Here is a 24,897-nt window from a genome sequence, read left to right as displayed (position 1 = left end):
TATTCCAGCCGCCGCTGACTGTTTCCTCCAATCGGTAAGACTCCTGTGGACAGGAACGGTTATGGACAGGCGACGCGGGCCTCAAACCAGGCCAGCGGCACTGGCCTATAGACTGTCCGGGTGACTAGTGCATTCGATCTTTCCGCGTCCTTTAAGGCCTACGACGTCCGCGGCGTCGTAGGCGAGACCATCACCCCGCAAATCGTCAAAGCCGTTGGTGCCGCTTTTGTAGACGTGCTTGATCTTGCCGGGCAGACCGTCCTCGTGGGCGGCGATATGCGCCCGTCCTCCCCCGAGTTCATCAGGGACTTCGCCGCCGGAGCCACCATGCGCGGCGCCGATGTGCTCCTGCTGGACCTCATTTCCACCGACGAGCTCTACTACGCCTGCGGCGCCCTCAACGCAGCCGGAGCCACATTCACAGCGAGCCACAACCCGGCGCAGTACAACGGCATCAAGATGGCCAAGGCCGGAGCCGTTCCGATCTCCTCCGAAACCGGGCTCTACGACATCCAGGCCCTGGCGGAGCAGTACCTGAACGCCGGTAGCATTCCCGCCGTCGAAACCCCCGGCCAGATCAGCGTCCGCGACATCCTGCGGGACTACTCGGAATACCTCCGCAGCCTGGTGGATCTGACCGGCATCCGCCCGCTCAAGGTGGTTGTGGACGCCGGCAACGGAATGGCTGGACTCACCACCCCTGCTGTTCTGGGTGACACGCTGCTGGCGGGCCTGCCGCTGGATATCGTGGATCTCTACTTTGAGCTGGACGGGTCCTTCCCGAACCATCCGGCCAATCCGCTGGAGCCTGCCAACCTTGTGGACCTCCAGGCAGCCGTCGTTGCGCACGGAGCGGATCTGGGCCTGGCCTTCGACGGCGACGCGGACCGCTGCTTTGTGATTGATGAAAAGGGCGAGCCGGTTAGCCCCTCGGCCATCACTGCCCTGGTGGCCCGCCGCGAGATCGCCCGCGCCAAGGCAGCCGGCGAAACTATGCCGGTCATCATCCACAACCTCATTACCTCCCGCGCGGTTCCCGAACTGGTGGAGGCCGACGGCGGCCGCGCTGTCCGCACACGCGTGGGCCACTCCTTCATCAAGGCGCTGATGGCCGAGGAAGGCGCCGTCTTCGGCGGTGAGCACTCCGCCCACTACTACTTCCGCGACTTCTACAATGCCGACACCGGCATGCTCGCTGCCATGCACGTCCTTGCGGCGCTGGGCGAACAGACCCTGCCGCTCTCGGATCTGGCCCGCGAGTACGAGCCGTACTTTGCCTCCGGCGAGATCAACTCCGAGCTCTCCGACGTGCCTGCAGCAGTGGCCCGCGTCCGCGAAGAATTTGACCGGACCGGCGTCACCGTGGATACCCTCGATGGATTGACTTTCACCTCCGATGACGGACAGTGGTGGTTTAACCTCCGCGCGTCGAACACTGAACCCTTCCTCCGGCTGAACGCCGAAGCCGAAGACCTCCCCACCATGGTGCGGGTCCGCGACCGCGTACTTGAACTAGTTAGGAACTAAACCAATGGCTGATGTTGAACTGAACGGCGAAGAGCCCTCCGCCCAGGTCCAGGAGGACCTGAATTCACTGCTGGGCACCGCATTGGGTGTGGCCCAGGAGCAGCTGGAGGCACAGGGCGCCTTCCTGCCCGCTGCCCTGGTGGTCCAGAACGACGGCGAACTGCGGATGATTGCCGTAGCACCGGAAGAAAGCGACGAAGACCTCGACGCCGACGCCATGATCGATGACATCTACCAGGTCCTCGGGGAGCAGAAGGCCGACAACCGTGCCGCCGCGGTCTTCTCCGACATCCACCTGCCGGATGAGTCCACTGACGCCATCCACGTAGTGGCCGAGCACTCCGAGGGCGTCTGCATTTCCGCCATCCAGACGTACTCCGAGACCGACGGTGAGTGGACGTTTGCCGAGCCGCAGTGGGAATCGGGCGACCGGCTCATCTGGGGCAGCGAAGAAAACGCCGACGAGGCCTAAAGGCTTCGCGACTGACAAAAAGGCCGGCGGTACCGCGCATCTGCGCGGTACCGCCGGCTTTTCGTTTCGTGACACTAAGATTAGGCGGCGGCGAAGCGCTCCTTGAGCGTCTGCAGCTCCGCGACCAGATCCTCAGGCAGGGATTCCCCGAACCGGGTGTACCATTCTTCGATGCCCGCCAGCTCGGTCTTCCATTCCTCGGGATCAACGTGCACTGCGGCCTCAACCTCGGCCGGCGTCATGTCCATCCCGGTGAGGTCCAGGGACTCTCCGGTGGGTACAAAGCCAATCGGGGTTTCGACGGCGTCGGCCGTTCCTTCGATCCGCTCAATGACCCACTTGAGCACGCGGGAGTTGTCCCCGAAGCCGGGCCAGGCGAATCCGCCCTCGGCCGTCCGGCGGAACCAGTTCACCAGGAAGATCTTGGGCAGCGTCTCCTGGTTGGCCTTGCCGCTGAGTGTGATCCAGTGCCGCAGGTAATCTCCGGCGTCGTAACCCATGAACGGCAGCATGGCCATCGGATCACGACGGACCACGCCCACCTGACCCGATGCTGCGGCGGTGGTTTCCGAGGACAGTGTGGACCCCATGAAGATGCCGTTGGTCCAGTCGCGGGACTGCGTCACCAGGGGAACCGTGGTCTTGCGGCGGCCGCCGAAGAGGATCGCGGACACCGGCACACCGTTCGGGGAGTGGTATTCCTCGGCCAGCATATCGATCTGGTCGATCGGCGTGCAGAAACGGGAATTCGGATGCGCGGCCGGGCGACCGTCCTCCGGCGTCCAGTCATTGCCGAGCCAGTCGGTCAGGTGCGCGGGGGCGTCGTCCGTCATGCCCTCCCACCACACACCGCCGTCGTCGGTCAGTGCCACGTTAGTGAAGATCGAGTTGCCCTTGGCGATAGCGCGCATCGCGTTGGGGTTAGTGCTCCAGCCGGTGCCCGGAGCGACGCCGAACAGGCCCGCCTCCGGGTTGGTGGCCCGCAGCTCGCCGTCATGGCCAAAACGCATCCAGGTGATGTCATCACCGAGTGTTTCAACCTTCCAACCCTCAATGGTGGGATCCAGCAGGGCAAGATTGGTCTTGCCGCAGGCGGACGGGAACGCCGCCGCCACAAAGTAGTCCTTCTTTGCGGGGCTGGTGAGCTTCAGGATGAGCATGTGCTCGGCAAGCCAGCCTTCGTCCCGCGCCATGACTGAGGCGATACGCAGGGCATAGCACTTCTTGCCCAGAAGGGCGTTGCCACCGTAGCCGGAGCCGTAGGAGAAGATGGACCGGTCCTCGGGGAAGTGAACAATCCACTTCTCATCGCTGCAGGGCCACACAACATCCTGCTCACCCTCGGCTAGCGGGGCTCCGACGGAGTGCAGAGCCGGCACGAAGAACGCGTCAACCTCTTCCATCTTCCGCAGCACATCCGTGCCGATGCGGGCCATGATGCGCATGGACGCCACCACGTAGGCGCTGTCCGTGATCTCGACGCCGAATTTGGGATCCTCTGCTTCGAGGTGGCCCATAACAAAGGGAATGACGTACATGGTGCGCCCGCGCATGGAACCGGAGAACAGCCCGTCCAGCTTCTGGCGCATCTCGGACGGGTCCATCCAGTTATTGGTGAAGCCGGCGTCGTGCTTCTTCTCCGAACAGATGAACGTCTGCTCCTCGACGCGTGCCACGTCCTTGGGATCGGAGAAGGCTGCGAAGGAATTGGGGAAGGCCTCCGGGTTGAGCCGGACCAGGGTTCCGGCTTCCACCAGCTCATCGGTGAGGCGCTTGTTTTCTGCCTCGGATCCGTCAACCCAATAAACGCGATCAGGCTGCGTCAGCTCGGCCACTTGCTGAACCCATGCAAGCAGCGCCTGGTGGGTGGTGGGTGCTTCCTCAGAGGCCCCCGGTGTATTGCTGTCCAAATGGCTAGGAGCAGCGTTTGCGCCGCTCTCATCGAGAACTAGCTGACGCGCGTCATCGCCCATGACTCTTCCCTTCGTTGGGCCAGTGGTGTGATTTTGATGCTAGTTGTCGGCGCGCCGCCCTCTCCGGCAGGAAAGGTAGTACCTATAATCTTCGAACCTGAATGTTTCCCTAGAATTCAACAAACTTGTGTGGCCCAGCATACTCCGATGTGACTAAGGTCATATAGACCGGTCTAGCTATCCGCCGTCATCGACCCCGATTAGGCGCACCTGAGAATCTGGGCTATAGTTATTTACGGCAAAACAGCCACGGACAAACTTTGAAGGAAGGCCTCACCAGCCGGAAAACATCGAAAAATCCAAATGCGTGCGTAGCTCAACGGATAGAGCATCTGACTACGGATCAGAAGGTTGGGGGTTCGAATCCCTTCGCGCGCACCAATAAAGCCCGGTGTGACCAGTAGAAATACTGATCACACCGGGTTTTTTGTTGTCCCCGGAAAGCGGACGCCTTCCCGTTCTCACTGCTTCCGAAATTCGGTGCAGAGCCGCTGCGATCCTCGCCCGCCCGCTCAGGCCATTCAGCGAACCATTTTCTTCAGATCCACCGTAGGATCCGCCAGCATTACCGGGTCCACCAGAATTCGCCGGTCAATGATGCGGCGGGCGGCACGCACAAGCATTCCGCCGTCAACCGCAGCGCAGCCGAGCAGATAGCCAGCCGCATCCAGGCGGAAACTCGCCACCGGCGCACCAGCCCTTTCCCGGATCACAACGTCGCCCTCCCCCGCCATCGATCCAACCCCCTCCACATGGACGCCGTGGCGGTCCGACCAGAACCATGAGGCACCATGATCAGGCAGCTCCTGTCCAAGAAGGGCAGCAGCCGCCGTGCTCCCGGTGTTCCGCGCATGCTCCCAGTGCTCGGCCCGCCGCAGAAGCGTGCCATCCTGCAAGCGGACCCGGGCTGCGTCTCCCACCGCATAAACGTGTGGATGGCTGGTGCGCTGGCGCTCATCCACCAGGATGCCGTTCTCCACGTCCAGTCCGGCGGATGCGGCCAGCGTGGAGTTCGGAACAACTCCGATCCCCACCAGCACCTGATCGGCGTCGATCGAGGCTCCTCCGGCCATGACAATCCGGTGGCCGGCACCATTAACCGTGATGGCCTTGGGAATTCCGGTCAGCACCCGAATACCCCGGGCCGCATGCATCCGGTGCAGCCGGTTCGCCAGCGCGGAGCCAACGGCCGGGACCAGCGGCGGGTTGACCGGGTCGATCAAGGTCACCTCCGCACCGAGGGTCAGGGCAGCTGACGCCGCTTCCGCCCCGATGAGGCCGGCTCCGATGATGGCCAGCCGTACCCCCGGACCCAGCACTAGGCGCAGCTGGTCCGCATCCGCCTTGGTGCGAAGTTCCAGGACTGTGTCTTCGCCACCCCCCGGGATGTCCAGACGGCGGGGCACTGCACCTGTGGCCAGGACAATCCTGTCTGCCGTGAGTTTGCGGCCGTCCTCCAGCAGGACGGCTCCCTGGTCGGGCATGAGGGCTGCGGCCCGGCCGGTAACCACTGCAATTTCCCGCTCGTCGAACCAGGCGGCGCCGGCCAGCAGGATCTGTTCCGCGGACTTGCTGCCCAGCAGGTAGTCCTTGCTCAGCGGCGGACGGTCATAGGGCAGGCCCTCGGGGTCCACGATGGTGATCTGCCCGCCGAATCCGCGCGAACGCAGCTGACCGGCGGTGGCGAAGCCTGCTACGCCGCCGCCGGCGATAAGGACAGATCCAAGAGCCATAGTGTTGTATTTCCTAGCCGAAGAACGTTGGAGTGCCCCTTAAGACTAGGCGAGATATTCCGTCCTCCCCCCATGCCCCGGCGGCGCCCCCTGCCTCGCCTTCCGTCCGCGGGCGCGACGTGCCAAGCTCTGTTCATGACTGATCAGAGTGGCAGCACCGAAGTCCAGCATCCGCAGCGGCTGGAGACCGACGTCGTCATACTTGGCGGCGGAGCGGTGGGCGAGAACGCGGCCGGGAGGGTGGTCCACAGCGGATTGGAGGCCGTCCTCGTGGAGTCTGCCCTGATCGGCGGCGAGTGCTCCTACTGGGCCTGCATGCCCTCCAAGGCACTCCTGCGTCCGGGCACGGCGCTGCATGCCGCGCAGTCCGTCGCGGGTTCCCGCGAGGCCGTGACCGGGGCCCTGGACGTGCCGGCAGTCCTGGAGCGACGCGATAGTTTCACCTCGCACTGGAACGATTCCGGGCAGGAAGAATGGGTCCGCACCACGGGAATCGGCCTGGTGCGCGGGCGCGGGCGCCTCATCGGTCCGCGCGAAGTGCGGGTGGAGTACGACGACGGCGGCTCCCTCACCATCTCCGCCCGCCACGCCGTGGTGTTGGCAACCGGCTCGGTTCCGACTCCGCCCCCGCTCAAAGGCCTGGACACCGTCGAGTACTGGGGCACCCGGGAAGCGACCTCTTCACACGAAGTTCCGGAACGGCTGATCGTGCTCGGTGGCGGGGTCTCGGGAACCGAGCTCTCGCAGGCCTGGGCGCGGCTGGGCTCAAAGGTGACCTTGGTGGCGAGGCACAATGTGCTGGATATGTATCCGGAGCCCGCACGGGAGCTGGTCAAAGCGGGCCTCGCCGAAGACGGAGTGGACGTCCGCACCTTTACCCAGAGCGACTTTGTCCGTCCGGGAGCTGACGGCGGAGTGGAAATGGGGCTGGGCGACGGCTCAGTACTCGCTGCTGACAGGCTCCTCGTGTCCACGGGCCGCGCTCCCGCGCTGACCGATCTGGGCCTGGAAGATCTGGGCCTGGATGCAGTGCGGCTGGACTCGGACGATTCCGGGCTGGTGGACGGCACCGATTGGCTGTACGTGGTCGGAGATGCCGCAGGCAAGGTGCTGTTGACGCATCAGGGCAAATACGAGGCGCGGGCCACGGGTGCCGCCATCGCCGCACGGGCCCGCGGAGAACTGTCCGGAACCGGGGCACCGGCACCCTGGAGCCGGGAAGCATCAACGGCCAACCATGTCGCCGTTCCGCAGGTGGTCTTCACCGATCCTGAACTGGCCATGGTTGGCCGGACTCTGGAGCAGGCTCGTGCAGATGGCATCAACGCGTCGGAGACCTCGCTGGAGCTTTCAGTGGCCGGCTCTTCACTGCATTCCGATGACTACCGCGGCTGGGCCCAGATGGTGGTGGATGAAGACCGCGGGGTCCTGGTCGGCATGACTTTCGCCGGCCCGGACGTGTCTGAGCTGCTCCACTCGGCCACCATCGCCATTACCGGCGAAGTCCCCCTGGACCGGTTGTGGCACGCCGTTCCGTCCTATCCCACGATCAGCGAAATCTGGCTCCGTCTGCTGGAGAAGTACGGACTCTAGACCCGTTCACGGCGGTCGCCCGCGGCTGGCTGAAGTCCAGATCACACCACGCCCCTTAATTGAACTGACCAGTCAGCTTGGCTAGGATGGCTCGTAGCCGATTGGCCAACGCCGCGGCTCCGTCTACCCAAAAGCCGCAAACATGCTCACCGCAAACCATCTGTACGTCCAAGGCCGCCACAGTGACCTTCTTGCCCCAACGTCCCTCTCAGTGGCACCCGGCGAAGTCCTGCTGGCCCAGGCGGATGACGCGTCTGCCCGCACCGCACTGGCACTGACCCTCAGCGGACGCATGAAACCCACCAGCGGCTCCCTGCACTGGAACCGCGATGCCAGCCTGACGCATCTGCGCCGACGAAGCGCGTTACTGGACTCCCCCGGCGTCAACGAACCCGAGCCCCATTTGCGCGTGAAGGATCTGGTGGCGGAGGACTTGGCGCTGACGCCACGCGCAGACCGCCCCAAGGCCTCCCCCGCTGTCTGGCTGAAGGCCCGCGGTTTCGGCGACTGTGGGAATCTGTGGATTGAACAGCTGCCTTCGCCCGACCGGATCCGTCTGCTGATCGCCCTGGCGCTGACCGACTCCCGGGTGGACCTCTTGGTCCTGGATTCCCCGGACCGGCATCAGGCGGACCCGGGCGCCTGGCTTCCGGTCCTGGAAGAGGCCGTGGCCCACGCCCTGGCCAACGATGAGGCGCGGAACCTTGCCGTGGTGGCCGCCGTCGCACAGCTGCCGGCCCTCTGGGACGGGCCCACAGCCCTGGCCGAACAAGCCGGCCGCGACGACAGCGACGGGCTCCCGGCAGAACCTGCGGACAGCGATTCCCCTCAAGCGGCTGATGCCGCTGATGCTGCTGATGCTGCTGATGCCCATCAATCCTCCGATACAGCAGAAACGGAAGTGTCCGCATGACCACCCTGCGACTGGCCCTCTCCGAGCTCAAGCGAATGACCGGCGGCCTGCTCCCCAAGCTCACCCTTGTTGCACTCACCCTGGTTCCCCTGCTCTACGGAGCCATTTACCTGTACGCGAACTGGGACCCTTACGGGAACCTCGACGGTATTTCCGCCGCCCTGGTGGTGGAGGACGAAGGCGCAGAGACCGACGGCGGGGAACGCCTGGAGGTCGGCGACACCGTGGCGCAGTCCCTCCTCGAGGATGGAACCTTTGAGTGGGAACGAGTGGCCGACGCGGACGCCGCTGATGCGGGCGTGGCTGACGGCACCTACTCCTTTGCCTTGAAAATCCCGGCTGACTTCTCAAAGTCCCTGACATCGCCGTCGGACTTTGACAGTGCGCGGCAGGGAGTCTTGAACGTCACCACAAATGACGCCAATAACTATCTGCTCAGCAGCATCGTGGACAAGCTCACCGGCTCCGTGCATGACACCGTGGCGGCAGAAGTGGGTGAAGAAACCGCGAATCAGTTCCTGACCGGTTTCAGCACCATCCATACCCAGTTGCAGGATGCCGCCGACGGCGCATCCGAAGTGGCTTCCGGCTCTGCAGAGGCAAACACGGGCGCGGCGGATCTGGCCACCGGCCTGGAAACGCTGAGCGGCGGAGCGGCGGAGCTGTACGCCGGGCAGCAGCAGCTGTTAGCCGGCTCCGGCTCCCTGGCCGCAGGTGCAGCAGAGCTCAACGCCGGCGCCGGCGAACTGCAGGCAGGTCTTTTGCAGCTGAATGCCGGAGCCGCGGCGCTTCCGGAACAGACACGCACCCTGGCCGACGGCGCCGAACAGGTTGCCGCCGGAAATGCAGCCCTCAACAGCGAGTTCCAGAGCGCCGTGTCCGGGATCAAAGCAGCCCAGGACGCCGCGGCCGCCAGGCTCCAGGCTTCCACGGCGGCACTCGTGGCTGACGGGGTCCTCACGCAGGATCAGGCCAACCAGGTGCTGGCCGCAGCTGCGGGAAGCGCCGACGCCTCCGATGCAGGCCTGGCTGCGCAGCTGGCCTCAGCCTCCGCTTCCACCCAGGCCCTCGCTGATGGTTCCCGTCAAGTAGCCGACGGCGCCGGAGCGCTGGCTACCGGCATACCCGCCCTGACCGACGGCATTTCCAGCGCAGCAGCCGGCGCCGGGACCCTGGCTGAGGGCAGCGGGTCGCTCTCCCGCGGCGCTGGCGACTTGGCCGCGGGCCAGCAGGATGCCCTAGCCGGAGCCGGCCGGCTCTCCGAGGGTGCTTCCTCCGCTGCGGCGGGCGCTGCCACGCTGAGCGAGGGGATCTCCCAGCTCGCCGGAGGGTCCGCGGAATTGTCCGACGGACTCACCGATGGCGCCGGAAGTGTTCCCAACCCCGATGACCAGCAGCGCGCCAATGCTGCTCGAGTCATCGCGGATCCGGTCAGCGTCAACACCGTGTCACAGGCCAAGGCGGACAGCTATGGCGCCGGGATCGCACCGTTCTTCCTCGCTTTGGCTCTCTGGATCGGGGTATTCATGCTCGTCCAGGCGATGCGTCCCATCAGCCGGCGCGCGCTGGCGTCCAATGCACCCGCCGTGAAGATTGCGCTGGGCGGCTGGCTTCCATTCCTGACGGTTGCCCTGGTGCAGGCCACCGTGTTGTACGCAGTGGTCCGCTTCGGACTGGGGCTCTCCCCCGCCAACCCGGTCCTCGCCTGGGGCCTGCTACTGCTCGCCGCCATGGCGTTCTCGGCACTGATCCAGGGGATTGTGGCACTGCTGGGATCCGTGGGGAAGTTTGTTGTCCTGATCCTGCTGGTTCTTCAGCTGGTCTCCTCAGACGGAACCTTCCCCTGGGAAACAACTCCCACACCGCTGCACCTCGCGCACGAGATTCTGCCTATGGGGCATGTGGTGACCGGTCTGCGGCAGCTGCTGTACGGCGGCGATCTGGCATCGGTCGGCGTCGTCGCGCTTGGATTGGCGGGATACACGCTGCTGGGGCTGGTGCTATCCACGCTGGCTGCGCGCAAGCACAAGACCTGGACGCTGAAAACGCTGCAGCCTGAAATTGCAGTGTAGGGCGCGCCGGTCCGCGCCGCCCCCTGACTCAGCCGGGACGGCGCGGAGCATTCGAAACCCGGACGGTTACGCCCGGCGGACCACAAAATCCGTAATCCGGGCATCCCGCCCGTCAAGCTCAGCCCAGGGCTTGGCCGTCTCCATGACGGTCAACCCGGAGGTGGGGTACCTGGTGGCCATCTCCATGACCGCCTCTTCATTCGAGCTCACCGAGGCCAGCCGCATGGCAAGGTCCTGCACTCCCGGAAGGTGGGAAATCACCAGCAGACTGGTCACCGTCTCCGGCACATTGTTGATGATGCTCAGAATCTGAGCGGCCGGGGCACTATAGAGGCCGTCTTCGAGTTTGGGCGTGGGCCCCTTGTCACCGAGTTCCTCACAGATCCAGGTACAGGTCTGCCGGGTCCGCAGTGCAGACGAGCAAAGAATGAAATCGGGGATGGAGTCGTTCTCCACCATCCAGCGGCCCGCCAGCGGCGCATCGCGGTGCCCGCGGCCGGAGAGCGGGCGTTCGTGGTCGGAGACATCCCGGGGCCAGTCCGCCTTCGCGTGCCGCAGGAGCATCAGCTTTTTCAGGTGGTGGCCGCTCATTCGCCCAGTCTATCGGCGGTACCGGCTCCGGTTGTCCAGGGCCGGTACCGCCGTCGCATCAGATGCTGTATTCGGGTGCCGCCCAGACAACAACCTCGGGGTGCTCATAGAAGCGGTAGCCCTGGCCGCGGACTGTCCGCACGGTGTTCGCGAGCCGGCCCAGCTTGGACCGCAGGCGCCGGATGTGCACGTCGATGGTGCGCTCGTTGGGCACCTCCTCGGCGTTCCGCCACAGTCCTGCCAGCAGCTCTTCGCGGCCGACGGTGCGGGTGGCGTTTTCCACCAGATAGTTGAGCAGCTCAAATTCCTTGAACGTCAGGTTCAGAGTGTCACCGTCCAGGTGCACTTCCCGGCGCGAGAGGTCAATCAGAACGCCGGACGGGCGCGGGGCGCTCGGGGTCTGCACAGGCTGGGCTGCTTCCGGGCGGGGGCGGCGCTGAGCCGTCGGGTCACCCAGCGCCTGGCGGACGACGTCGATATCGGATCCCGCGGCCTCTGCCGGCGCCAGCGCAACCGCGGCGTGGCTTTGGGCCCCGGGGCAAAGCGTCTGGATATACGCGCGGACTTCCTGGGCGAGCTTGGTCAGTGAAGTTCCGTTGGCGGCTGCCGTGTCCTCGTCGAGGCCCACGTAAATCACAAAGCCGCGGGCAACGGTGTCGTTGCTAACCGGCTGGGGGCCGGGAATGCCGTTGCCTGTGACGACGGCGGTGGGTGCCGTCATGGGCGAAGCGTCATTGGCCGGAGAAACGGACTGCAGCGGGCGGGCAGACTGCTGGCCAAACCCTTGAACCCCATACTGCTGCGGTGCGTACCCTCCGTACTGGCGGGGGAATTCCCCGGCAGCGTTCTGCCGGGCGGCACCGGCACGGTTCTGCGCATTACGAAGTGAGATGTGTACGTACCCTGATGCTACTGACATGTTGCAACCTCATTGTGAATGACCGTCATCACGGCTCGAATGCTGGGGGTGTGCCCGGTCGAGATGGCGCGGTTTCGCCCGTCATTGGGCCTGAGTGGTGCCTGAGAGATGGGGGTGGGTACCTCAGGCGAGCATTCGACAACAACGCTGCTTCTCGCCGGCGGGGCCATTGAGAAGGACTGCAACACGTGCTGCCGTGTGGATGTTCACATTACGGATTATTGCATGTAACAAAGGAGTTCACGCAAGTAACATTGCGCCACTTGTCTCACCATGCGGACGCTTAGGCATTAATTGTGACACACCTCACCATTTGGAGAGGGGAAGAGGCATGACTGGAGCCTGCTGGCCATCGTTGATATTCTCGGCTCGAGTGGGCCCCGGCGGGGAGTTGCGGGATAAAAAAACGCACCCGCCCATAAGTAAACTTATAAACGGGTGCGAGTCAAGCAATGCGGCAGATGTCCGCATGCTGGACACGTCTACTCAGGCCGGCAGCGGCTTTTAGTCGACGACGCCGTACAGTCGGTCGCCGGCGTCGCCCAGCCCGGGCACAATATAAGACTTCTCGTCCAGCCGCTCGTCAATCGAGGCCAGCACAATGGTCACGTTGGCGTCAGCCAGTTCCTTCTGCAGTACTTCGAGGCCTTCAGGGGCCGCCAGCAGGCAGATGCAGGTGATGTCCGCAGCTCCGCGCTTGAACAGGAACTTGATGGCTTCGCGGAGGGTTCCACCGGTAGCCAGCATGGGGTCCAGGACAAACACCTGGCGGCCGGTCAGATCATCCGGAAGACGCTCCGCATAGGTGATCGCTTCGAGGGTTTCCTCGTTGCGGGCCATACCCAGGAAGCCAACCTCCGCCGTGGGAACAAGGCGGGTCATACCTTCGAGCATGCCCAGGCCTGCCCGCAGGATCGGAACCACCAAAGGGGTGGGCTTAACCAGGCCGGTGCCGACGGCGGACGTGACCGGAGTCTCGATCCGGACGGGCTCAACGCGGACGTTGCGGGTGGCTTCGTAGGCCAGGAGTGTGACGAGTTCTTCCGTGAGCTGACGGAACACCGGTGAAGGGGTGTCTTTGTCACGGAGAACGGTGAGTTTGTGGGCAACTAGGGGGTGATCCACTACAAGTACGCGCATGCTTCAAAAATACCATCCGCGATGGAAGCCCTTCCTGCGGCACGGGTGGCGTGGCCCGCGGGGCGCGGGGCGCGGGGCGCGGGGCGCGGGGCGCGGGGCGCGGGGAGAACTGCGGGAAGATAGAACCATGATGCCTCCGACCGAGCAGCACGAATTCTGGATGGACCTCGCTCTGACGGAGGCGCGTGGCGCCCTGGCGACGCAGGACGTGCCCATCGGCGCCGTCGTCGTTGGTCCGGACGGGAGGATTATCGGCACCGGCCGCAATGAGCGTGAGGCTACCGGTGACCCGACGGCGCATGCCGAAGTGGTGGCTATCCGCGAAGCTGCCGCCGCCATCGGTGAGTGGCGGCTTGAGGGGTGCACCCTGGTGGTGACACTGGAGCCGTGCGCCATGTGCGCCGGCGCCATTGTGCTGGCGCGCATCCCGAAGGTGGTGTTCGGTGCCTGGGACGAAAAGGCCGGGGCCTCCGGATCCGTGTTCGATATCCTCCGCGAACGCCGGCTGAACCACTGGGTGGAGGTTTTTCCGGAAGTCCGCGCGACGGAATGCGCTCAGCTGCTCACGGAGTTTTTCGGCTCTCGGCGATCGGGCTGACAGTCGCGGGTTTCATACGTAGGCTTACTACCTCAGAACCCGACACCCCAAGGAGTTCCTTCATGAGTGCAGAAACGGACGGACTGGATACAGTCGTCAAAATCCTCGAGCACGCGCGCATTGCCCAGCTGACCACCGTGGACCTCGATGGCAAGCTCGTGAGCCGTCCGCTGGAGCTGCAGGAAACAGATTCCGACGGCAACCTCTGGTTCTTCACCCAGGATCCCTCCCCCAAAGCGGATGAGATCCGAAACAACCCCAACGTCAACGTCTCGGTCCATGATTCCAAGGGTTACCTCTCCGTCAGCGGGACGGCCACCATCACCAAGGATGAAGCCAAGATTGAGCAGCTGTGGAAGTCCTCCGTCAGCGCCTGGTTCGATGAGGGCCGCGAGGATCCTTCGATTGCGCTGATCAAGGTGGATTCGGACACCGCCGAATACTGGGCGTCGGACGAGCCCCGTGTTGCGACCATGTTCAAGATCGCCAGGAGTGCCGTCACCGGCGGTACGCCGGACATTGGCAAGAACGACGTCGTCGACCTCTAGGCCCAGCGGCCGCGGACGCGGAACCAGCCGTTTTGGGGCATCGGCCCTTTACCCGGTAAGGTTGACGCGATGGTGACGTGTCCGAGCGGCCGAAGGTGCAACACTCGAAATGTTGTTTGGTGAAAGCCAACGTGGGTTCAAATCCCACCGTCACCGCCACATGAAAAAGACCCTGCTTCCCTTGTAAACAAAGGGAAGCGGGGTCTTTTGCTTTGCCGGGGAAATGGGCGCCGGCAACGTAGCAGAAACAGAATTCTCGAGATACCTTCCCAGACGGACGGCAACCCACCCAGGACTGCCCTCGTGCGGCTCGTACGGCAGACCTGAGAACGGACTGGACGCCACAAGAACCGGCCTCTACGCCTGCCGCCGGCACGCACTAGCACCACCCTTACGCCCTCTGAGAGGTCCTGCGCTTGGCTCCGCACCGCCCACCGTCAGGTGTAGAAGAATCGCACGGCATGAAAGAAGACCGGTGCCGCAAAGCAGAGCGAGTCCAGGCGGTCCATGATGCCGCCGTGACCGGGGATGATGGAGCCGAAGTCCTTGATGCCGCGGTCGCGCTTGATGGCAGACATCACCAGCCCTCCGGCGAAACCCATCACACAGGAGATGAACGCCAGGAGCGCGGCCATCAACGGGGTGAACGGCGTGACCCACCATAGGGCAGCCCCCAGGGCGGTGGCCGATAGCACTCCCCCGATGAACCCTTCCCACGTCTTGTTGGGACTCACGCTTGGCGCGATCGGGTGCTTCCCGAACGTCTTGCCCCACACGTACTGCAGTACATCGGAGCCCTGCACCACGATCAGCAGGAACAGCAGCAGATGCGCACCGGTAGCCCCGCCAGCCCCAGGCGCCGAGCCTTCGGCCGCATCCCGGCCTGCCTCCATGGCTACCGGAAGCTGCAGGAGCGCCGGGGCGTAACTGATGGCGTAGACGCATACCATCAGCGCCCATTGAATGGCCGCGGTTCGCTGCAGGAACCCGATGGTCTGCCCGGCGAGTGCATTGCGCGCGGGCAGGAAGAGGAAGGCGTACACCGGGATGAACACGCTGAACATGCCATACCAGTGCTCCCAAAGGAACCAGTAGTGCAGCGCGGGGATGATGAACACGAGCCACACGAGCACTTTGTGGTCTCCGCGGCCGGTCGGTGAGATGGTGATGAACTCGCGCAGTGCCAGAAGTGACAGCAGCAGAAACAGCGCAATCGTCACCGTCTCGCCGGCTGCCAGGACAGCACCTATCAGTGCGACCATCAACCACCAGGCGTTGATGCGCTGCTTCAGGTTCGTGATGGTGCTCGTGATGCCAAATCGGCGGCCCAGAAGCCACGCGATCACGGTGGCCAAAATCAAAACAACGACGACGCCGCCGAGGAGTTTCAGCGACGAGAAGTCCAATAAACCCAGTTCCCAGCCGCTCACGGGTTGCCCTGCCCGGTCTGGCCACGAGGGGCCGACCCGTCGTCGTCCTGTCCAGGGGTATCTGTGGACTGCGGGCTTTGATGCTTAGCCAGGCCTTCCACGAGGACCTGCCGGGCCCGGGCCAGGAACGTCTGCTGGTCCTCATCGGGATCCAGATGGAGGGGCTCGCAGAAGATGACAGTCGAGAGGTGAGGCACCGGGATCACCTCACCTTTGGGGAGGATCCGTCCGAGGTTGGCGAGCGTCACGGGGACCACAGGTACCTCAGGGTGGAGACGGGCCAGTTTGTACAGTCCGCCGTGAAACGCGGCGATGGTATCGCCGTCGCCGCGGGTGCCTTCAGGGAAGATAATCAGCGAGTCCCCGGCAGCCAGCACCTCAGCCATGCCATCCACCTGGCCCTTGGGGCTGACCCCCGAGTCCGACGTGCGCTGCCGACGGCTGCTGGAGCCGTGGCGGTCAACCAAATAGGCATTGAAGATCTTTTCGGCAAAAGCCTTACGCACCCCAGAGCCCCAGTAGTCCTTGGCAGCCACCGGGCGGGCGCGTTGCTGAAGCTGCGCCGGCAGCGCGGCCCAAATGGTGAGGAAGTCCAGATGGCTCGAATGGTTCGCGTAATAGATGGCCTGCTCGGGTAGATCCAGTTCAGAGTCTCCGGCTGCAGTCACCACGCGCGCACCGGCGAAGACGCTGATAAGTTTCGCGAGGCTGCGCCGGGAAGCCCTGCCGACGCTCATGATGGCAAATCCTTGCTGCGGGCACGCAGCGCAGCGCTGACACGGTGCAATCGGCGGATACAGGTGAGCAGGGAGCCTAACGCGATGACCGCCAGAGTGCCGAACAGTGCCCACCCTTCCGACCAGGGAAGCCATGGTTCGGCGATACCCACCAGGACGCCGATCATCAGCAACCACATGCGGAGCGGTTTGGCCAAGGGCCCGTCGAAGAAGTTTCCCGTGCCGAGGGCTGCTCCGAGGCAACGGATATAGGCGGTGAGTACGGCTAGTATCGCCGCAAGGAATCCCAGCGTCACCCCCAAATCGACTCCGCCGGCGGTCACCAGCCCCGCGGTGGCGATGCCTGCTGCCCCCAGGAACAGCACATCGGAGATCCGATCAGGCAGTTCATTGTAGATATCGCCCACCGGTGAGCTCATACCCTTTTCTACGGCCAGCATTCCGTCGAGCATGTTCAACAACAAACGCAGCGGTATACAGGCAGCAGCCGCGGCCAGAAGGACAGCACGAATTACGGCGTCGTCGGTATGTGCCGACCAGATCAGCGCAGCGGCACCCACTGCGGCGAACACCACTGAACCAACCGAGATCTGATTGGGGGTGAGTTTCGCCGCCACAAGAATATCTGCAGATTTTGCCGCCCACCGGCTGCTGCGCTGCGGAATTTCCCGCCTGTCCGTTCCGTGGCTCATGTGGAGTATCCGTTCATTTGACCCTTTGCCGTAGCTCATACGCTAGTGCGAGCCGGGCGGCGAAACCGGCAGCAACCCGCGATCAATCCCGTGATTCCCCTTCACCATTCATTACAGTGTCAGCATGAGAGCTCGGCGCAAATCAGCCTCCACGAACGCCCTGCGGGACCACGGAATCGCCGGCGCCTGGGGCTTCGCAGAAGCGACGTTCTTCTTTGTGGTCCCCGATGTGTGGACATCCTGGGTGGGGTTGCGCCGACCCAAACGCGCGCTCGGCACCACGGTCTCAGCCCTCGGCGGCGCAATGGCCGGAGGGGCAGTGACATATTGGTGGGGCAACAAAGTAGCGGCAAACACCTCGCGTAAGGCGTTGGTGAAAGTTCCGGCGGTCACGGATGCCATGATCAGCGACGTGGAGCAGGAGATCGCCGAGTCCGGGGCTGCTTCTTTGCTGCGGGGCCCCACCCGCGGAGTCCCGTACAAGCTCTACGCCCGGGCAGCCGGGCTGCAGCGGACCTCACTCATGACGTTTCTTGTCTGGAGTGTGCCCGGCCGAATGATCCGGTTCATGGTGGTGACAGTGGCAGTATCCGGGATTGCCGCTATGGTTCGCCGCCAGTTCCCCGGAGTCTCTGAACGGCGCATATCGACCGTGTTCTGGATCTGCTGGGGCGCGTTCTATGCGGTGTTCATTCCACTGACATCCCGTCGCGGGTCAACCTCGGACCAGCAATTTACCGGGCCTTGATATTGAGCGGTCCGGCGACTTTGACCGCTCAGACCGGACAGCATCGGCAGCAATGTCATCACCGTCGTCGTAGTTAGGGATCAGCGCGGTCGCTCATGGCTCGAATTCTTGTGCGCGGGGCATCGCCGGTCAACCCTCCGCACAGCCGGCAACGGCTCAGGAGAAGTCATCCGGCACTCCACCCATGAGGGCCCTTAGCCTGATTTCATTGCACCGACAGCCCTTTCCTCCGATGCACTGCACGATTACTCTGGGCGGCACCGGATCGGCACATCCCCTGCCGGCCAAGAGCAACGGAGGCCTCAATGTCCATACGTATCCTCAGAGCCGACGGGCCCGCTGAAGAACTCGATGACGCCGAGGAGCTGAAGTACTCCTATCAGGTATCCCCTGGCGGAGTGCTGGTGGTCCTGGAATCCCTGGACGAGGGACGCTGGCTGGTGAAAAAGGAAATATCGGCCGGTCGCTGGAGCGAAGTTTCCGGCCGCAGATACATCGGCGATGCCGCAACCGCGGGCGGCGTTGAGGGCGGCAAGGCGGAAGGGCGTCCCCAAACGAAACTTCCGCGGCGGGTCTGACGACCGGTCTCACAGCCGGACGTACGCCCAGTTTTCCCACTGCCGGCGGGCCAGATGTGCCACGGCAGCATCCACCGTTTCCACGCCCCGGTGCAGTTCGTCTTTTTGTATCCCGGCCCGGGTCATGCTGTTCTCACACGCCAGGACATGGATGTCTTCCGACAGTGCACTGTCGAGGGCACTCTGATCCCCGATGCCCGAACGCAGGAGCCGCACCCCCAGCCCCTGGACCACCACTTCGATGGCCCGTTCTGGACCAAGCGCCCGGCGTGAGTTCCCTGCACTGCGCAGCAGCCCGGCCAGCCACGTTCCGCTGTCGGGCCCAAACCCGTGGATCACCAGCCCTGCGAGTGCAGCGTTCGGCCGAGCATCGTCGTTGGCGTGAGCATCAGGTTCCGACGGGGTACCGGCGGAATCCATGTCTGAAAGTTCCATCTTTTCAGTGTCGCCCCTGCCCACCGGAGGAGGACAGGGGGACACAGCTGCCGTCGTCGTCGAGCGGCCTTCTTGCGTCAGTCGACAAAGTGCGTTGTGGGCTCCTTTTCGCCCACGGAGGCGACGACGGCGGCAGCGACGTCCCGCAGCTTCATGTTCCGCGCGCTCGAGGCGGCTTTGAGGATGGTGATGGCAGCCTCCTGGCCGCACCTGTTTTGAGCCATGATGATCCCTGCAGCCAGGTCGATCGTGGTGCGCGATCCCATCGCGGCCTTGAGATTTTCCCTACTCTCCGCCAGCTGTGCAATACGCACGGCAAGCCGCAGCGATGTGGAAGCGCCGCGGGCAAACTCCTCGGCTTCTCGGATCATTTCGTCCGTGAAGGCGTCGGTTTCCCGCGCGTACACGTTCAACCCGCACCGCGCATCCCCCTCCAGGGGAATCGGAACCCCCAGGATCGATTTCAATCCGAAATCTGCAATCGCGTCGGCATAGTCCGTCCACCGCGGATCCTCGATGATGTCGCGCACCAGAATGGTCTTGTTGGTTCGCGCCGCTTCCAGGCACGGGCCGGTACCGAACGCGTACTGGACTTCATCCATCCGGCGCGCTTCTTCGCTATTGCTGGCCGCAGTGCCGGCACCTCCCGGGCGCAGCAGCGTCACGCCGGAAAAGAACTCCTTCCCCGCGGGGGACAGGGTATCCACCGTCAGGTGTGTGAGGTCCTCGAGAAAACTCTCCACATCCGTCGTTTCCAGGACCATGTCCTGCAGCAGGCTGGCATAGTCCCTGTCGACGGTCGGGGACAGGACTGCGTCCGCTGTGTCTGGCGCATCGGCGGCTATGGGGGAGGCCTCGTCAGGATTCGAAGCTGGTGGGGGAAAGCCGTTATCGGTGGACATGTCACCACTTTTCCGGTGTTGGAACGGCGTTGGAGGGACTGTTCTTGTTCTCTGGTCCATTAGAGCATCGATGAGGCGCCCGGAACCGGGCGGAGGCCCTCCGATCCTTGGAGATTCCCCTTTGCGGATCTCCCGGGGAGTCGGTTCAAACGCCCCAAAACACCTTGACGGCGTCGACTACTTCCGAAGCCTGCTCCTGGCCGGCGAGGGCGGAAGGACGCCGGGTGGATTGAAGCAGCACGTTGGTGCCAAAGGCCGCCCTGCTGGCTTCATCAGCCTCGATCAGATAGGCCCTTCCCTTCAAGTTATTCAGCACCTGGGGCAGTGTCGGACCAAAGGGGCTATCCGGGGCCTCAGGCGCACAGGAAAGGATCAGCACCTTCTCGTAATCAGCGGCAAGATCGGCGTTCGAGGCTGAACGCATTCCGCCGTCCATATAGGGCGTGCCGTCGATCCTCACCGGGGGCCACGCACCCGGGACGCTGCAGCTCGCGGCCACGGCCAACGCCATTTCCGCCCCGGAGGTGGCATCGAAAACAGTGAAGCCGCCGTCGTCGGCATTGACCGTGGTGACCTGGAACATCCCCGACGGCCAGGAAGGAGCCGGCAGCAGCGCACGGATAGTGTCCACCCACGCAGCTTCCGATAACCCCTGGCCAGCCGCGAGCGCAGCCTTGCCGATCCGTGCCCTGGCTTCCTGCTCGCCGCCGGGACCTCGCGCCGCGTCGGCCATCATGTTCATGAACTGCTCAGTACTGAAATGGGTCAGTTCGCCCTGTTCAATCGTGGATTCCCCCGCCTCAGTTCCGGTTCCGGCCACTTCCGCCGGGCCAGCTTCGCGAAGCTGCCCGGCCAGGACCTGGCGCAGGACACCGAAGCGCAGAGCCGCCCCCACGACAGAGCCTGCGGAAGTGCCCACCACCAGGTCGGCGTCGTTTAGCTCAATACCGTGCTCCAGCAGGGTGGCGAGGATTCCGATCTCCCAGGCGATACCTGCCACTCCTCCGCCGCCAAGGACCACCGCGCGCTTACCATTCATGTTTGTCATGCGGGAAGTCTAAACCTGCACACCGTGAGGGTGGTCACAGGTTTTCGGTGCCTGTAACCGGGGGTATTCAATAGAGACATGGCATTGCGCGTATTAATGGTTGGCCGAAAGCATGAAGACTGGGTGGTGGATGGCATCCGCCGGTACGAAAAGAGGCTGAAGAAGCCCTTCGACCTGACCTGGGTCTCCATTCCGCATTCCGCGCGGGAAGGCGATGCCGCCCGGAAAGAGGAATCCGAGCGTCTGCTCGCCAAGCTCGGCAGCGACTACGTCATCCTGCTGGATGAAAGGGGCAAGGCGATCACCTCCCCGGCGCTGGCCAGGACCCTGCAAAAGCCCTTGGACAATTCCCGCAATGTCACGCTCATCATTGGGGGCGCCTACGGAGTGGATCAGAGCGTGCACGACCGTGCGGACTTCATCTGGTCCCTCTCACCCCTGGTATTTCCCCACCAATTGGTCCGCCTCATCCTTGCGGAGCAGGTATACCGGGCCCAGGAAATCGCAGGCGGCCGCCCCTACCACCACGAATAGCTCCTCCAGATGTCCCCAGCGCCGCCGCGACAGGGGAATGCTCTCGCTAAAGTGGATGTGCTCCCGCCGTCCAACCCACCTCCAGCACGCTTGAAAGGCTCCTCCATGCCCCGCCCTCTTTTTGCCCGGTCCGTGGTCACCGCAGGCGCTGTCAGCCTCCTCCTGGCCGCCGGCATGAGCAGCGCGTCCGCACATGTGCATGTCTCCCCCGAGTCCGCGGAGGCCGGGGCCAACGCACTGCTCACCTTCGAAACCGCCCACGGATGCTCAGGCTCGCCAACAGCGTCGATTACGGTCACCCTGCCGGACCAGGTGACCGATGCCGTTCCCACCGCCCACGCCGGCTGGAGTATCAGCAAGGTGACCGAGGAATTCGAGGAGCCGAGGGTGCTGGAGAACGGGACGTCCGTGGGGTCCCGGACCAGTCAGGTGGTTTTCACCGCTGATGAGCCGCTGCCCGACGGCGTCCGCGACACCTTCTCGCTCAGCGTCCGGATTCCCGACGCCGCCGGTGACACGCTGGTCTTCCCTGTGCTGCAGTCTTGTGTTGAGGGGAAGACGGACTGGTCGCAGGTGGCCGTTGAGGGCCAGTCCGCGGATGATTTGGAGCTGCCGGCACCGGTTATCGCCGTGACTGCCGGCGGTACAGGGTCCGACGGCCACGGTAGCGGGGATGACGAGATCCGGGACGTCGCCGAAGAGGACGAGGTGGAAGCCGCCGCAGTGGCCGGCTACGCGGGCCTTGGTGCTGGCGTCCTTGGTCTAATTCTTGGCGCTGCTGCCCTTTATCGAACCCGGAAAGCGTAACGTTTGCGGCGTCATTGTTCTTGCGTCTGCGAGGCGTAATTGACGCCGCACCGGCGTTGCGGAGAAGGTGATCCTATGAATAACCGGTCGTTGAAATCATTGTCACTGCGGAACCCCCTCTGCACTTTGTCCTCGCCGCGGAAAAGCTGGGCGCTTTCCGCTATTTCCCTCGGCGTGGCCGTCGCAGTCAGCGGTTGCGGGTCCAGCGGTGGTGAGGAAACAGCCTCGTCTTCGCCGTCGTCGTCCGCTGCCTCCACCACCTCACAGACTTCCGATCCCAAGCCCTCCGACGACGTAACCGCTACGACCGCCCCCAGCGCCGAGGCTTCGACTGCTGCCCCCACGGCCGGAACAGCACCATCCGGTGGCCCCGATGCTTGTGCCGCCGCTGAAATGGCCGGGGAAATCGAAGATACCGCCGGCGGCGGCGCGGCAGGAAGCGTGTACCGCACGCTGGTGCTGACCAACGTTTCTTCCGATGCCTGCACGCTGGCAGCCGGTTTTCCCGGAGTCTCCTATATTGATGCCTCGGGCGAGCAGATTGGCGCGGCCGCTGTTCGATCTGGTGCCGGCCCGGCTGCAGGCGAGTCGTTTGTGCTGGAATCGGGCCAGTCGGTTGCGGCTGAGCTGAAGGAAACACGGGCCGAGAATTATGGTCAGGAGTGTGAATCCCACCAGGCAACAGAGCTCATGGTTTACCCTCCGGAAGATCTTGAATCGCTGCGGATTGAGCATGCGGTTCTCGCTTGCGAAAATCCCAACGTGGAGCTGATGAGCATCGGTGCCCTACAGAAGCGCTGACCAAGCGCTCCCGGCCACGCTGAAACCTTCCCGGCCTGGGCGCGTCGAGAGAATGTGGCGGGAGAATGTGGCGGGAGATCAAGCCCCTGCCGGGGTTGCTGAGGCCGTTTCCGGCCCATTGTTCCTCCACAGATGAGTTGGCGGGATAGGTTGTCCACAAAAGAGACTTACCGCCGGCAGGGGATGCCTTTGCTCGGAATAATTGACCCATGGAAACAATCATTCAAACGGAGGTACCGGCCGAGCAGGCCAATTCTGTTGATTGTCTCCCTCCGGCTGATTTTTTGGAGTCCGTGGCAGATGCGCTGAAGGCTTTACGCCTCCTGCGCCGTGACTCCGTACATGCGAGCGCCTTGATGAGCACGGGTCAGGCAGCGCAATTGGCCGCTGAGGTGGAAGCTGCCTCCCGTACCGTGGAGTATCTGCAGGTTGTTTGCGCCGGAGCGCTGGAAACACACCGTGTAGCTGAGACCTTCGGAGCCACTTCCGTAGCGGTTCAGGGCGACGCGGTCAGAATCGCCCCGGGACCGGAGGCAGCATCCGGGCCAGAGGCGGAATCCGGGCCCGGACCCGAAACGGCCGCCTGGAACAACACGTGGGCTGCTGCCGGTTCGCTTGACGCTAAGTCGCCTGAATCCTCTGCACCCTCTGCCTCCTCTGCGCCCTCTGTATCCTCTGCACAGCGGACAGCCGCCAAGGTCCAGGCTGAGTTTCGCACAACCGCTGACTACATGCGTGCTCGATTGCGCATCAGCCGTGGAGAAGCCCAGCGGCGCCTGAAACTGGCTTCCGTACTGCTGCCGGCTTCCGGCGGCAGCGGACAGTCCGCGCCCGCCGCCCTGTCTGTTCTCGCGGGAGCTGCTGCTGCCGGGGAGATCTCATCCGTGGCCGCGCTCATTATTGCCGAGGCCGTGGATCAGGTCGCGCAGCGAAGCGGCTCCGAGACCGCGGAAGCCATGGAAAACAACTTGGCCTCCATCGCGAGCCGGCACGACACTGACTTTCTCGTCCGGACTGCCCGCCGCTGGGTTTTGCTGGCGAATCAGGACGGGGCCGAACCCTCGGGTGAGGAATTGCGCCGCTTCCAAGGCGTGTTCTCCGGTCGTAAAAAGAACGGACTGAACCATCTCAGCATCTACTGCACCGCTGAGCAGCACGAGACGTTACTGACGGTGATGAATGCTGCAGCCGGCCCCCAGACATCAAATGCCGCCCCATCGGTAGCCTTCGGTGGCGGGTTCGGGGAAACGGGGCCGGGGTTTACTCAGCATGCCGACGGCAGCCCGCCTGACGAGGGTACTTCATCCCGACTTGATCGGCGTACCCGCCCACAGCGGCTCCTTAGCGGGTTGGTGGAGGCTGCCAAGGGGGCACTGGCCGGCGGCGGCGTTCCTGCCAGCGGCGGGCTGCGGCCCCAGATCATGGTGACTATTGATGCCGAGTCGCTCTTGAAGGATTTCAATTTTGGGTCCATCGTCAAGGATTTGGACTCCCCGGAAAACCGGAGCACGGGCCAGCAAATCCCGCTGCGGGACCACAAGCCGGAAGCAGCAAACCCCGGATCCTTTGCGTTTACCGGACCGGTGCCGGCAGCCATCGTCCGCAAACTTGCCTGTGATGCGGAGATGCTGCCGGTTGTGCTCTCTGGCAGGGGCCGGATCCTGGATGTTGGACGAGCTCAGCGCCTGTTCCCGCCGCATCTGCGCAAGGCACTGCACGCCAGGGACGGAGGATGCGCGTTCCCCGGGTGCAGCATTCCCGGCCCGTGGACCGAAGCTCATCACATTCAGTACTGGAACCGCGGCGGACCAACGTCCACGGACAACGGTGTCCTGCTGTGCTCACACCACCACCATGAGGTCCACAAGGAAAACTGGGAGATCAGGCTGACGTCCGGGGTGCCTTGGTTTGTTCCGCCACCCTACGTAGACCCGGACCGGGTGCCTCTACGCAACACGTACTTTCGGGCGGCTCCGTCGGCACACGCTGCTGGGTAAGGACAGGGAAATCACCAGCACCGTTTCAGTGCAGAGGAAGATGCTCCTGTGAACCTGCCCCGGGAAACGTGCAGGACGCCGTGCCAGCGCCTCAGGATTCGGCCTGCAG

General features: G+C 63.9%; 24 protein-coding genes and 2 tRNA genes. 15 read left to right on the top strand and 11 right to left on the bottom strand.

Annotated elements, in window-relative coordinates; genetic code table 11:
• Nucleotides 1-120 precede the first annotated feature (120 nt).
• Nucleotides 121-1,527 carry a phosphomannomutase/phosphoglucomutase gene (locus tag ABIB35_RS09705; protein ID WP_354180928.1) on the top strand — a complete coding sequence of 469 codons (1,407 nt, stop codon included), beginning with the start codon at nucleotides 121-123 and terminating at the stop codon, nucleotides 1,525-1,527.
• Between the two features lie 4 nt (nucleotides 1,528-1,531).
• Nucleotides 1,532-1,999, top strand: coding sequence for a hypothetical protein (locus tag ABIB35_RS09700; protein WP_354180927.1), 468 nt, complete (start codon nucleotides 1,532-1,534; stop codon nucleotides 1,997-1,999).
• 80 nt (nucleotides 2,000-2,079) lie between these two features.
• Here the strand turns inward: ABIB35_RS09700 and ABIB35_RS09695 are convergent, their stop codons facing one another.
• On the bottom strand, nucleotides 2,080-3,972 hold the full coding sequence (locus ABIB35_RS09695) for a phosphoenolpyruvate carboxykinase (GTP) (RefSeq protein ID WP_354180925.1): 1,893 nt from the start codon (nucleotides 3,970-3,972) through the stop codon (nucleotides 2,080-2,082).
• 305 nt (nucleotides 3,973-4,277) lie between these two features.
• On the opposite strand from ABIB35_RS09695, the gene ABIB35_RS09690 reads away from it, so the two are divergent.
• A tRNA-Arg gene (locus ABIB35_RS09690) sits at nucleotides 4,278-4,353 on the top strand.
• 140 nt (nucleotides 4,354-4,493) lie between these two features.
• On the opposite strand, the gene ABIB35_RS09685 is transcribed toward ABIB35_RS09690, so the two are convergent.
• On the bottom strand, nucleotides 4,494-5,705 hold the full coding sequence (locus ABIB35_RS09685; protein WP_354180923.1) for an NAD(P)/FAD-dependent oxidoreductase: 1,212 nt from the start codon (nucleotides 5,703-5,705) through the stop codon (nucleotides 4,494-4,496).
• A 135-nt stretch (nucleotides 5,706-5,840) separates the two neighbouring features.
• Here ABIB35_RS09685 and ABIB35_RS09680 point away from each other — a divergent pair, with 135 nt between their 5' ends.
• The 3 genes from ABIB35_RS09680 to ABIB35_RS09670 all read left to right on the top strand — a co-directional run bounded on the left by ABIB35_RS09680 (nucleotide 5,841) and on the right by ABIB35_RS09670 (nucleotide 10,283).
• Nucleotides 5,841-7,298 (top strand): dihydrolipoyl dehydrogenase family protein, encoded by a 1,458-nt coding sequence (locus ABIB35_RS09680; RefSeq protein ID WP_354180922.1) that lies wholly within the window; start codon nucleotides 5,841-5,843, stop codon nucleotides 7,296-7,298.
• Nucleotides 7,299-7,440: 142 nt separating this feature from the next.
• Nucleotides 7,441-8,211, top strand: coding sequence for an ABC transporter ATP-binding protein (locus ABIB35_RS09675; protein WP_354180921.1), 771 nt, complete (start codon nucleotides 7,441-7,443; stop codon nucleotides 8,209-8,211).
• On the top strand, nucleotides 8,208-10,283 hold the full coding sequence (locus tag ABIB35_RS09670) for a YhgE/Pip family protein (protein WP_354180919.1): 2,076 nt from the start codon (nucleotides 8,208-8,210) through the stop codon (nucleotides 10,281-10,283). The genes ABIB35_RS09675 and ABIB35_RS09670 overlap by 4 nt, the downstream gene beginning before the upstream one ends.
• 66 nt (nucleotides 10,284-10,349) lie before the next feature.
• On the opposite strand, the gene ABIB35_RS09665 is transcribed toward ABIB35_RS09670, so the two are convergent.
• From ABIB35_RS09665 to upp, 3 genes are all read right to left on the bottom strand, one after another.
• Nucleotides 10,350-10,874, bottom strand: a complete 525-nt coding sequence (locus tag ABIB35_RS09665) for a SixA phosphatase family protein (RefSeq protein ID WP_354180918.1) — start codon at nucleotides 10,872-10,874, stop codon at nucleotides 10,350-10,352.
• Between the two features lie 58 nt (nucleotides 10,875-10,932).
• The gene (locus tag ABIB35_RS09660) at nucleotides 10,933-11,793 is read right to left on the bottom strand and encodes a winged helix-turn-helix domain-containing protein (RefSeq protein ID WP_354180917.1); all 861 of its coding nucleotides are present in this window, start codon (nucleotides 11,791-11,793) and stop codon (nucleotides 10,933-10,935) included.
• A gap of 504 nt (nucleotides 11,794-12,297) precedes the next feature.
• Complete coding sequence (upp, locus tag ABIB35_RS09655; protein ID WP_354180915.1) at nucleotides 12,298-12,933, bottom strand: uracil phosphoribosyltransferase; 636 nt, start codon at nucleotides 12,931-12,933, stop codon at nucleotides 12,298-12,300.
• Between the two features lie 127 nt (nucleotides 12,934-13,060).
• On the opposite strand from upp, the gene tadA reads away from it, so the two are divergent.
• The 3 genes from tadA (at nucleotide 13,061) to ABIB35_RS09640 (ending at nucleotide 14,238) form a co-directional block, all read left to right on the top strand.
• Nucleotides 13,061-13,531, top strand: a complete 471-nt coding sequence (gene tadA, locus ABIB35_RS09650; RefSeq protein ID WP_502915764.1) for a tRNA adenosine(34) deaminase TadA — start codon at nucleotides 13,061-13,063, stop codon at nucleotides 13,529-13,531.
• 62 nt (nucleotides 13,532-13,593) lie between these two features.
• Nucleotides 13,594-14,079, top strand: coding sequence for a pyridoxamine 5'-phosphate oxidase family protein (locus ABIB35_RS09645; protein WP_354180913.1), 486 nt, complete (start codon nucleotides 13,594-13,596; stop codon nucleotides 14,077-14,079).
• A 71-nt stretch (nucleotides 14,080-14,150) separates the two neighbouring features.
• A tRNA-Ser gene (locus ABIB35_RS09640) sits at nucleotides 14,151-14,238 on the top strand.
• Between the two features lie 278 nt (nucleotides 14,239-14,516).
• On the opposite strand, the gene ABIB35_RS09635 is transcribed toward ABIB35_RS09640, so the two are convergent.
• Genes ABIB35_RS09635 through ABIB35_RS09625 form a run of 3 tightly spaced genes read right to left on the bottom strand, consistent with a single transcriptional unit; the run spans nucleotide 14,517 to nucleotide 16,938 of the window.
• Entirely contained in the window at nucleotides 14,517-15,509 is a 993-nt protein-coding gene (locus ABIB35_RS09635; protein ID WP_354180912.1) for a phosphatidate cytidylyltransferase, read from the bottom strand.
• Nucleotides 15,506-16,246, bottom strand: coding sequence for a lysophospholipid acyltransferase family protein (locus ABIB35_RS09630; RefSeq protein WP_354180910.1), 741 nt, complete (start codon nucleotides 16,244-16,246; stop codon nucleotides 15,506-15,508). The genes ABIB35_RS09635 and ABIB35_RS09630 overlap by 4 nt, the downstream gene beginning before the upstream one ends.
• Nucleotides 16,243-16,938, bottom strand: a complete 696-nt coding sequence (locus ABIB35_RS09625) for a CDP-alcohol phosphatidyltransferase family protein (RefSeq protein ID WP_354180908.1) — start codon at nucleotides 16,936-16,938, stop codon at nucleotides 16,243-16,245. Before ABIB35_RS09625 ends, ABIB35_RS09630 begins: the two co-directional genes overlap by 4 nt.
• Before the next feature lie 124 nt (nucleotides 16,939-17,062).
• Here ABIB35_RS09625 and ABIB35_RS09620 point away from each other — a divergent pair, with 124 nt between their 5' ends.
• Nucleotides 17,063-17,686: a hypothetical protein gene (locus ABIB35_RS09620; protein WP_354180906.1), complete on the top strand. Its 624-nt coding sequence runs from the start codon at nucleotides 17,063-17,065 to the stop codon at nucleotides 17,684-17,686.
• Between the two features lie 305 nt (nucleotides 17,687-17,991).
• Nucleotides 17,992-18,264: a hypothetical protein gene (locus ABIB35_RS09615; protein WP_354180904.1), complete on the top strand. Its 273-nt coding sequence runs from the start codon at nucleotides 17,992-17,994 to the stop codon at nucleotides 18,262-18,264.
• Between the two features lie 9 nt (nucleotides 18,265-18,273).
• Here ABIB35_RS09615 and ABIB35_RS09610 read toward each other — a convergent pair whose 3' ends face one another.
• From ABIB35_RS09610 to ABIB35_RS09600, 3 genes are all read right to left on the bottom strand, one after another.
• Nucleotides 18,274-18,699: a DsrE family protein gene (locus ABIB35_RS09610; protein ID WP_354180903.1), complete on the bottom strand. Its 426-nt coding sequence runs from the start codon at nucleotides 18,697-18,699 to the stop codon at nucleotides 18,274-18,276.
• A 77-nt stretch (nucleotides 18,700-18,776) separates the two neighbouring features.
• Nucleotides 18,777-19,601, bottom strand: coding sequence for a GAF and ANTAR domain-containing protein (locus ABIB35_RS09605; RefSeq protein ID WP_354180901.1), 825 nt, complete (start codon nucleotides 19,599-19,601; stop codon nucleotides 18,777-18,779).
• Nucleotides 19,602-19,746: 145 nt separating this feature from the next.
• Entirely contained in the window at nucleotides 19,747-20,649 is a 903-nt protein-coding gene (locus ABIB35_RS09600) for a patatin-like phospholipase family protein (RefSeq protein WP_354180899.1), read from the bottom strand.
• Between the two features lie 78 nt (nucleotides 20,650-20,727).
• Here ABIB35_RS09600 and ABIB35_RS09595 point away from each other — a divergent pair, with 78 nt between their 5' ends.
• The 4 genes from ABIB35_RS09595 to ABIB35_RS09580 all read left to right on the top strand — a co-directional run bounded on the left by ABIB35_RS09595 (nucleotide 20,728) and on the right by ABIB35_RS09580 (nucleotide 24,788).
• The gene (locus ABIB35_RS09595) at nucleotides 20,728-21,183 is read left to right on the top strand and encodes a 23S rRNA (pseudouridine(1915)-N(3))-methyltransferase RlmH (protein ID WP_227892449.1); all 456 of its coding nucleotides are present in this window, start codon (nucleotides 20,728-20,730) and stop codon (nucleotides 21,181-21,183) included.
• A gap of 105 nt (nucleotides 21,184-21,288) precedes the next feature.
• Nucleotides 21,289-21,990, top strand: a complete 702-nt coding sequence (locus ABIB35_RS09590) for a YcnI family copper-binding membrane protein (protein ID WP_354180897.1) — start codon at nucleotides 21,289-21,291, stop codon at nucleotides 21,988-21,990.
• A gap of 75 nt (nucleotides 21,991-22,065) precedes the next feature.
• The gene (locus tag ABIB35_RS09585) at nucleotides 22,066-22,791 is read left to right on the top strand and encodes a DUF4232 domain-containing protein (RefSeq protein ID WP_354180896.1); all 726 of its coding nucleotides are present in this window, start codon (nucleotides 22,066-22,068) and stop codon (nucleotides 22,789-22,791) included.
• Nucleotides 22,792-23,522: 731 nt separating this feature from the next.
• Nucleotides 23,523-24,788: an HNH endonuclease signature motif containing protein gene (locus ABIB35_RS09580; RefSeq protein ID WP_502915763.1), complete on the top strand. Its 1,266-nt coding sequence runs from the start codon at nucleotides 23,523-23,525 to the stop codon at nucleotides 24,786-24,788.
• Nucleotides 24,789-24,897 lie beyond the last annotated feature (109 nt).

This window comes from Arthrobacter sp. UYP6, from assembly GCF_040547315.1.
Classification (GTDB): domain Bacteria; phylum Actinomycetota; class Actinomycetes; order Actinomycetales; family Micrococcaceae; genus Arthrobacter_B.
This window is presented reverse-complemented; position numbering and strand designations above follow the sequence as displayed.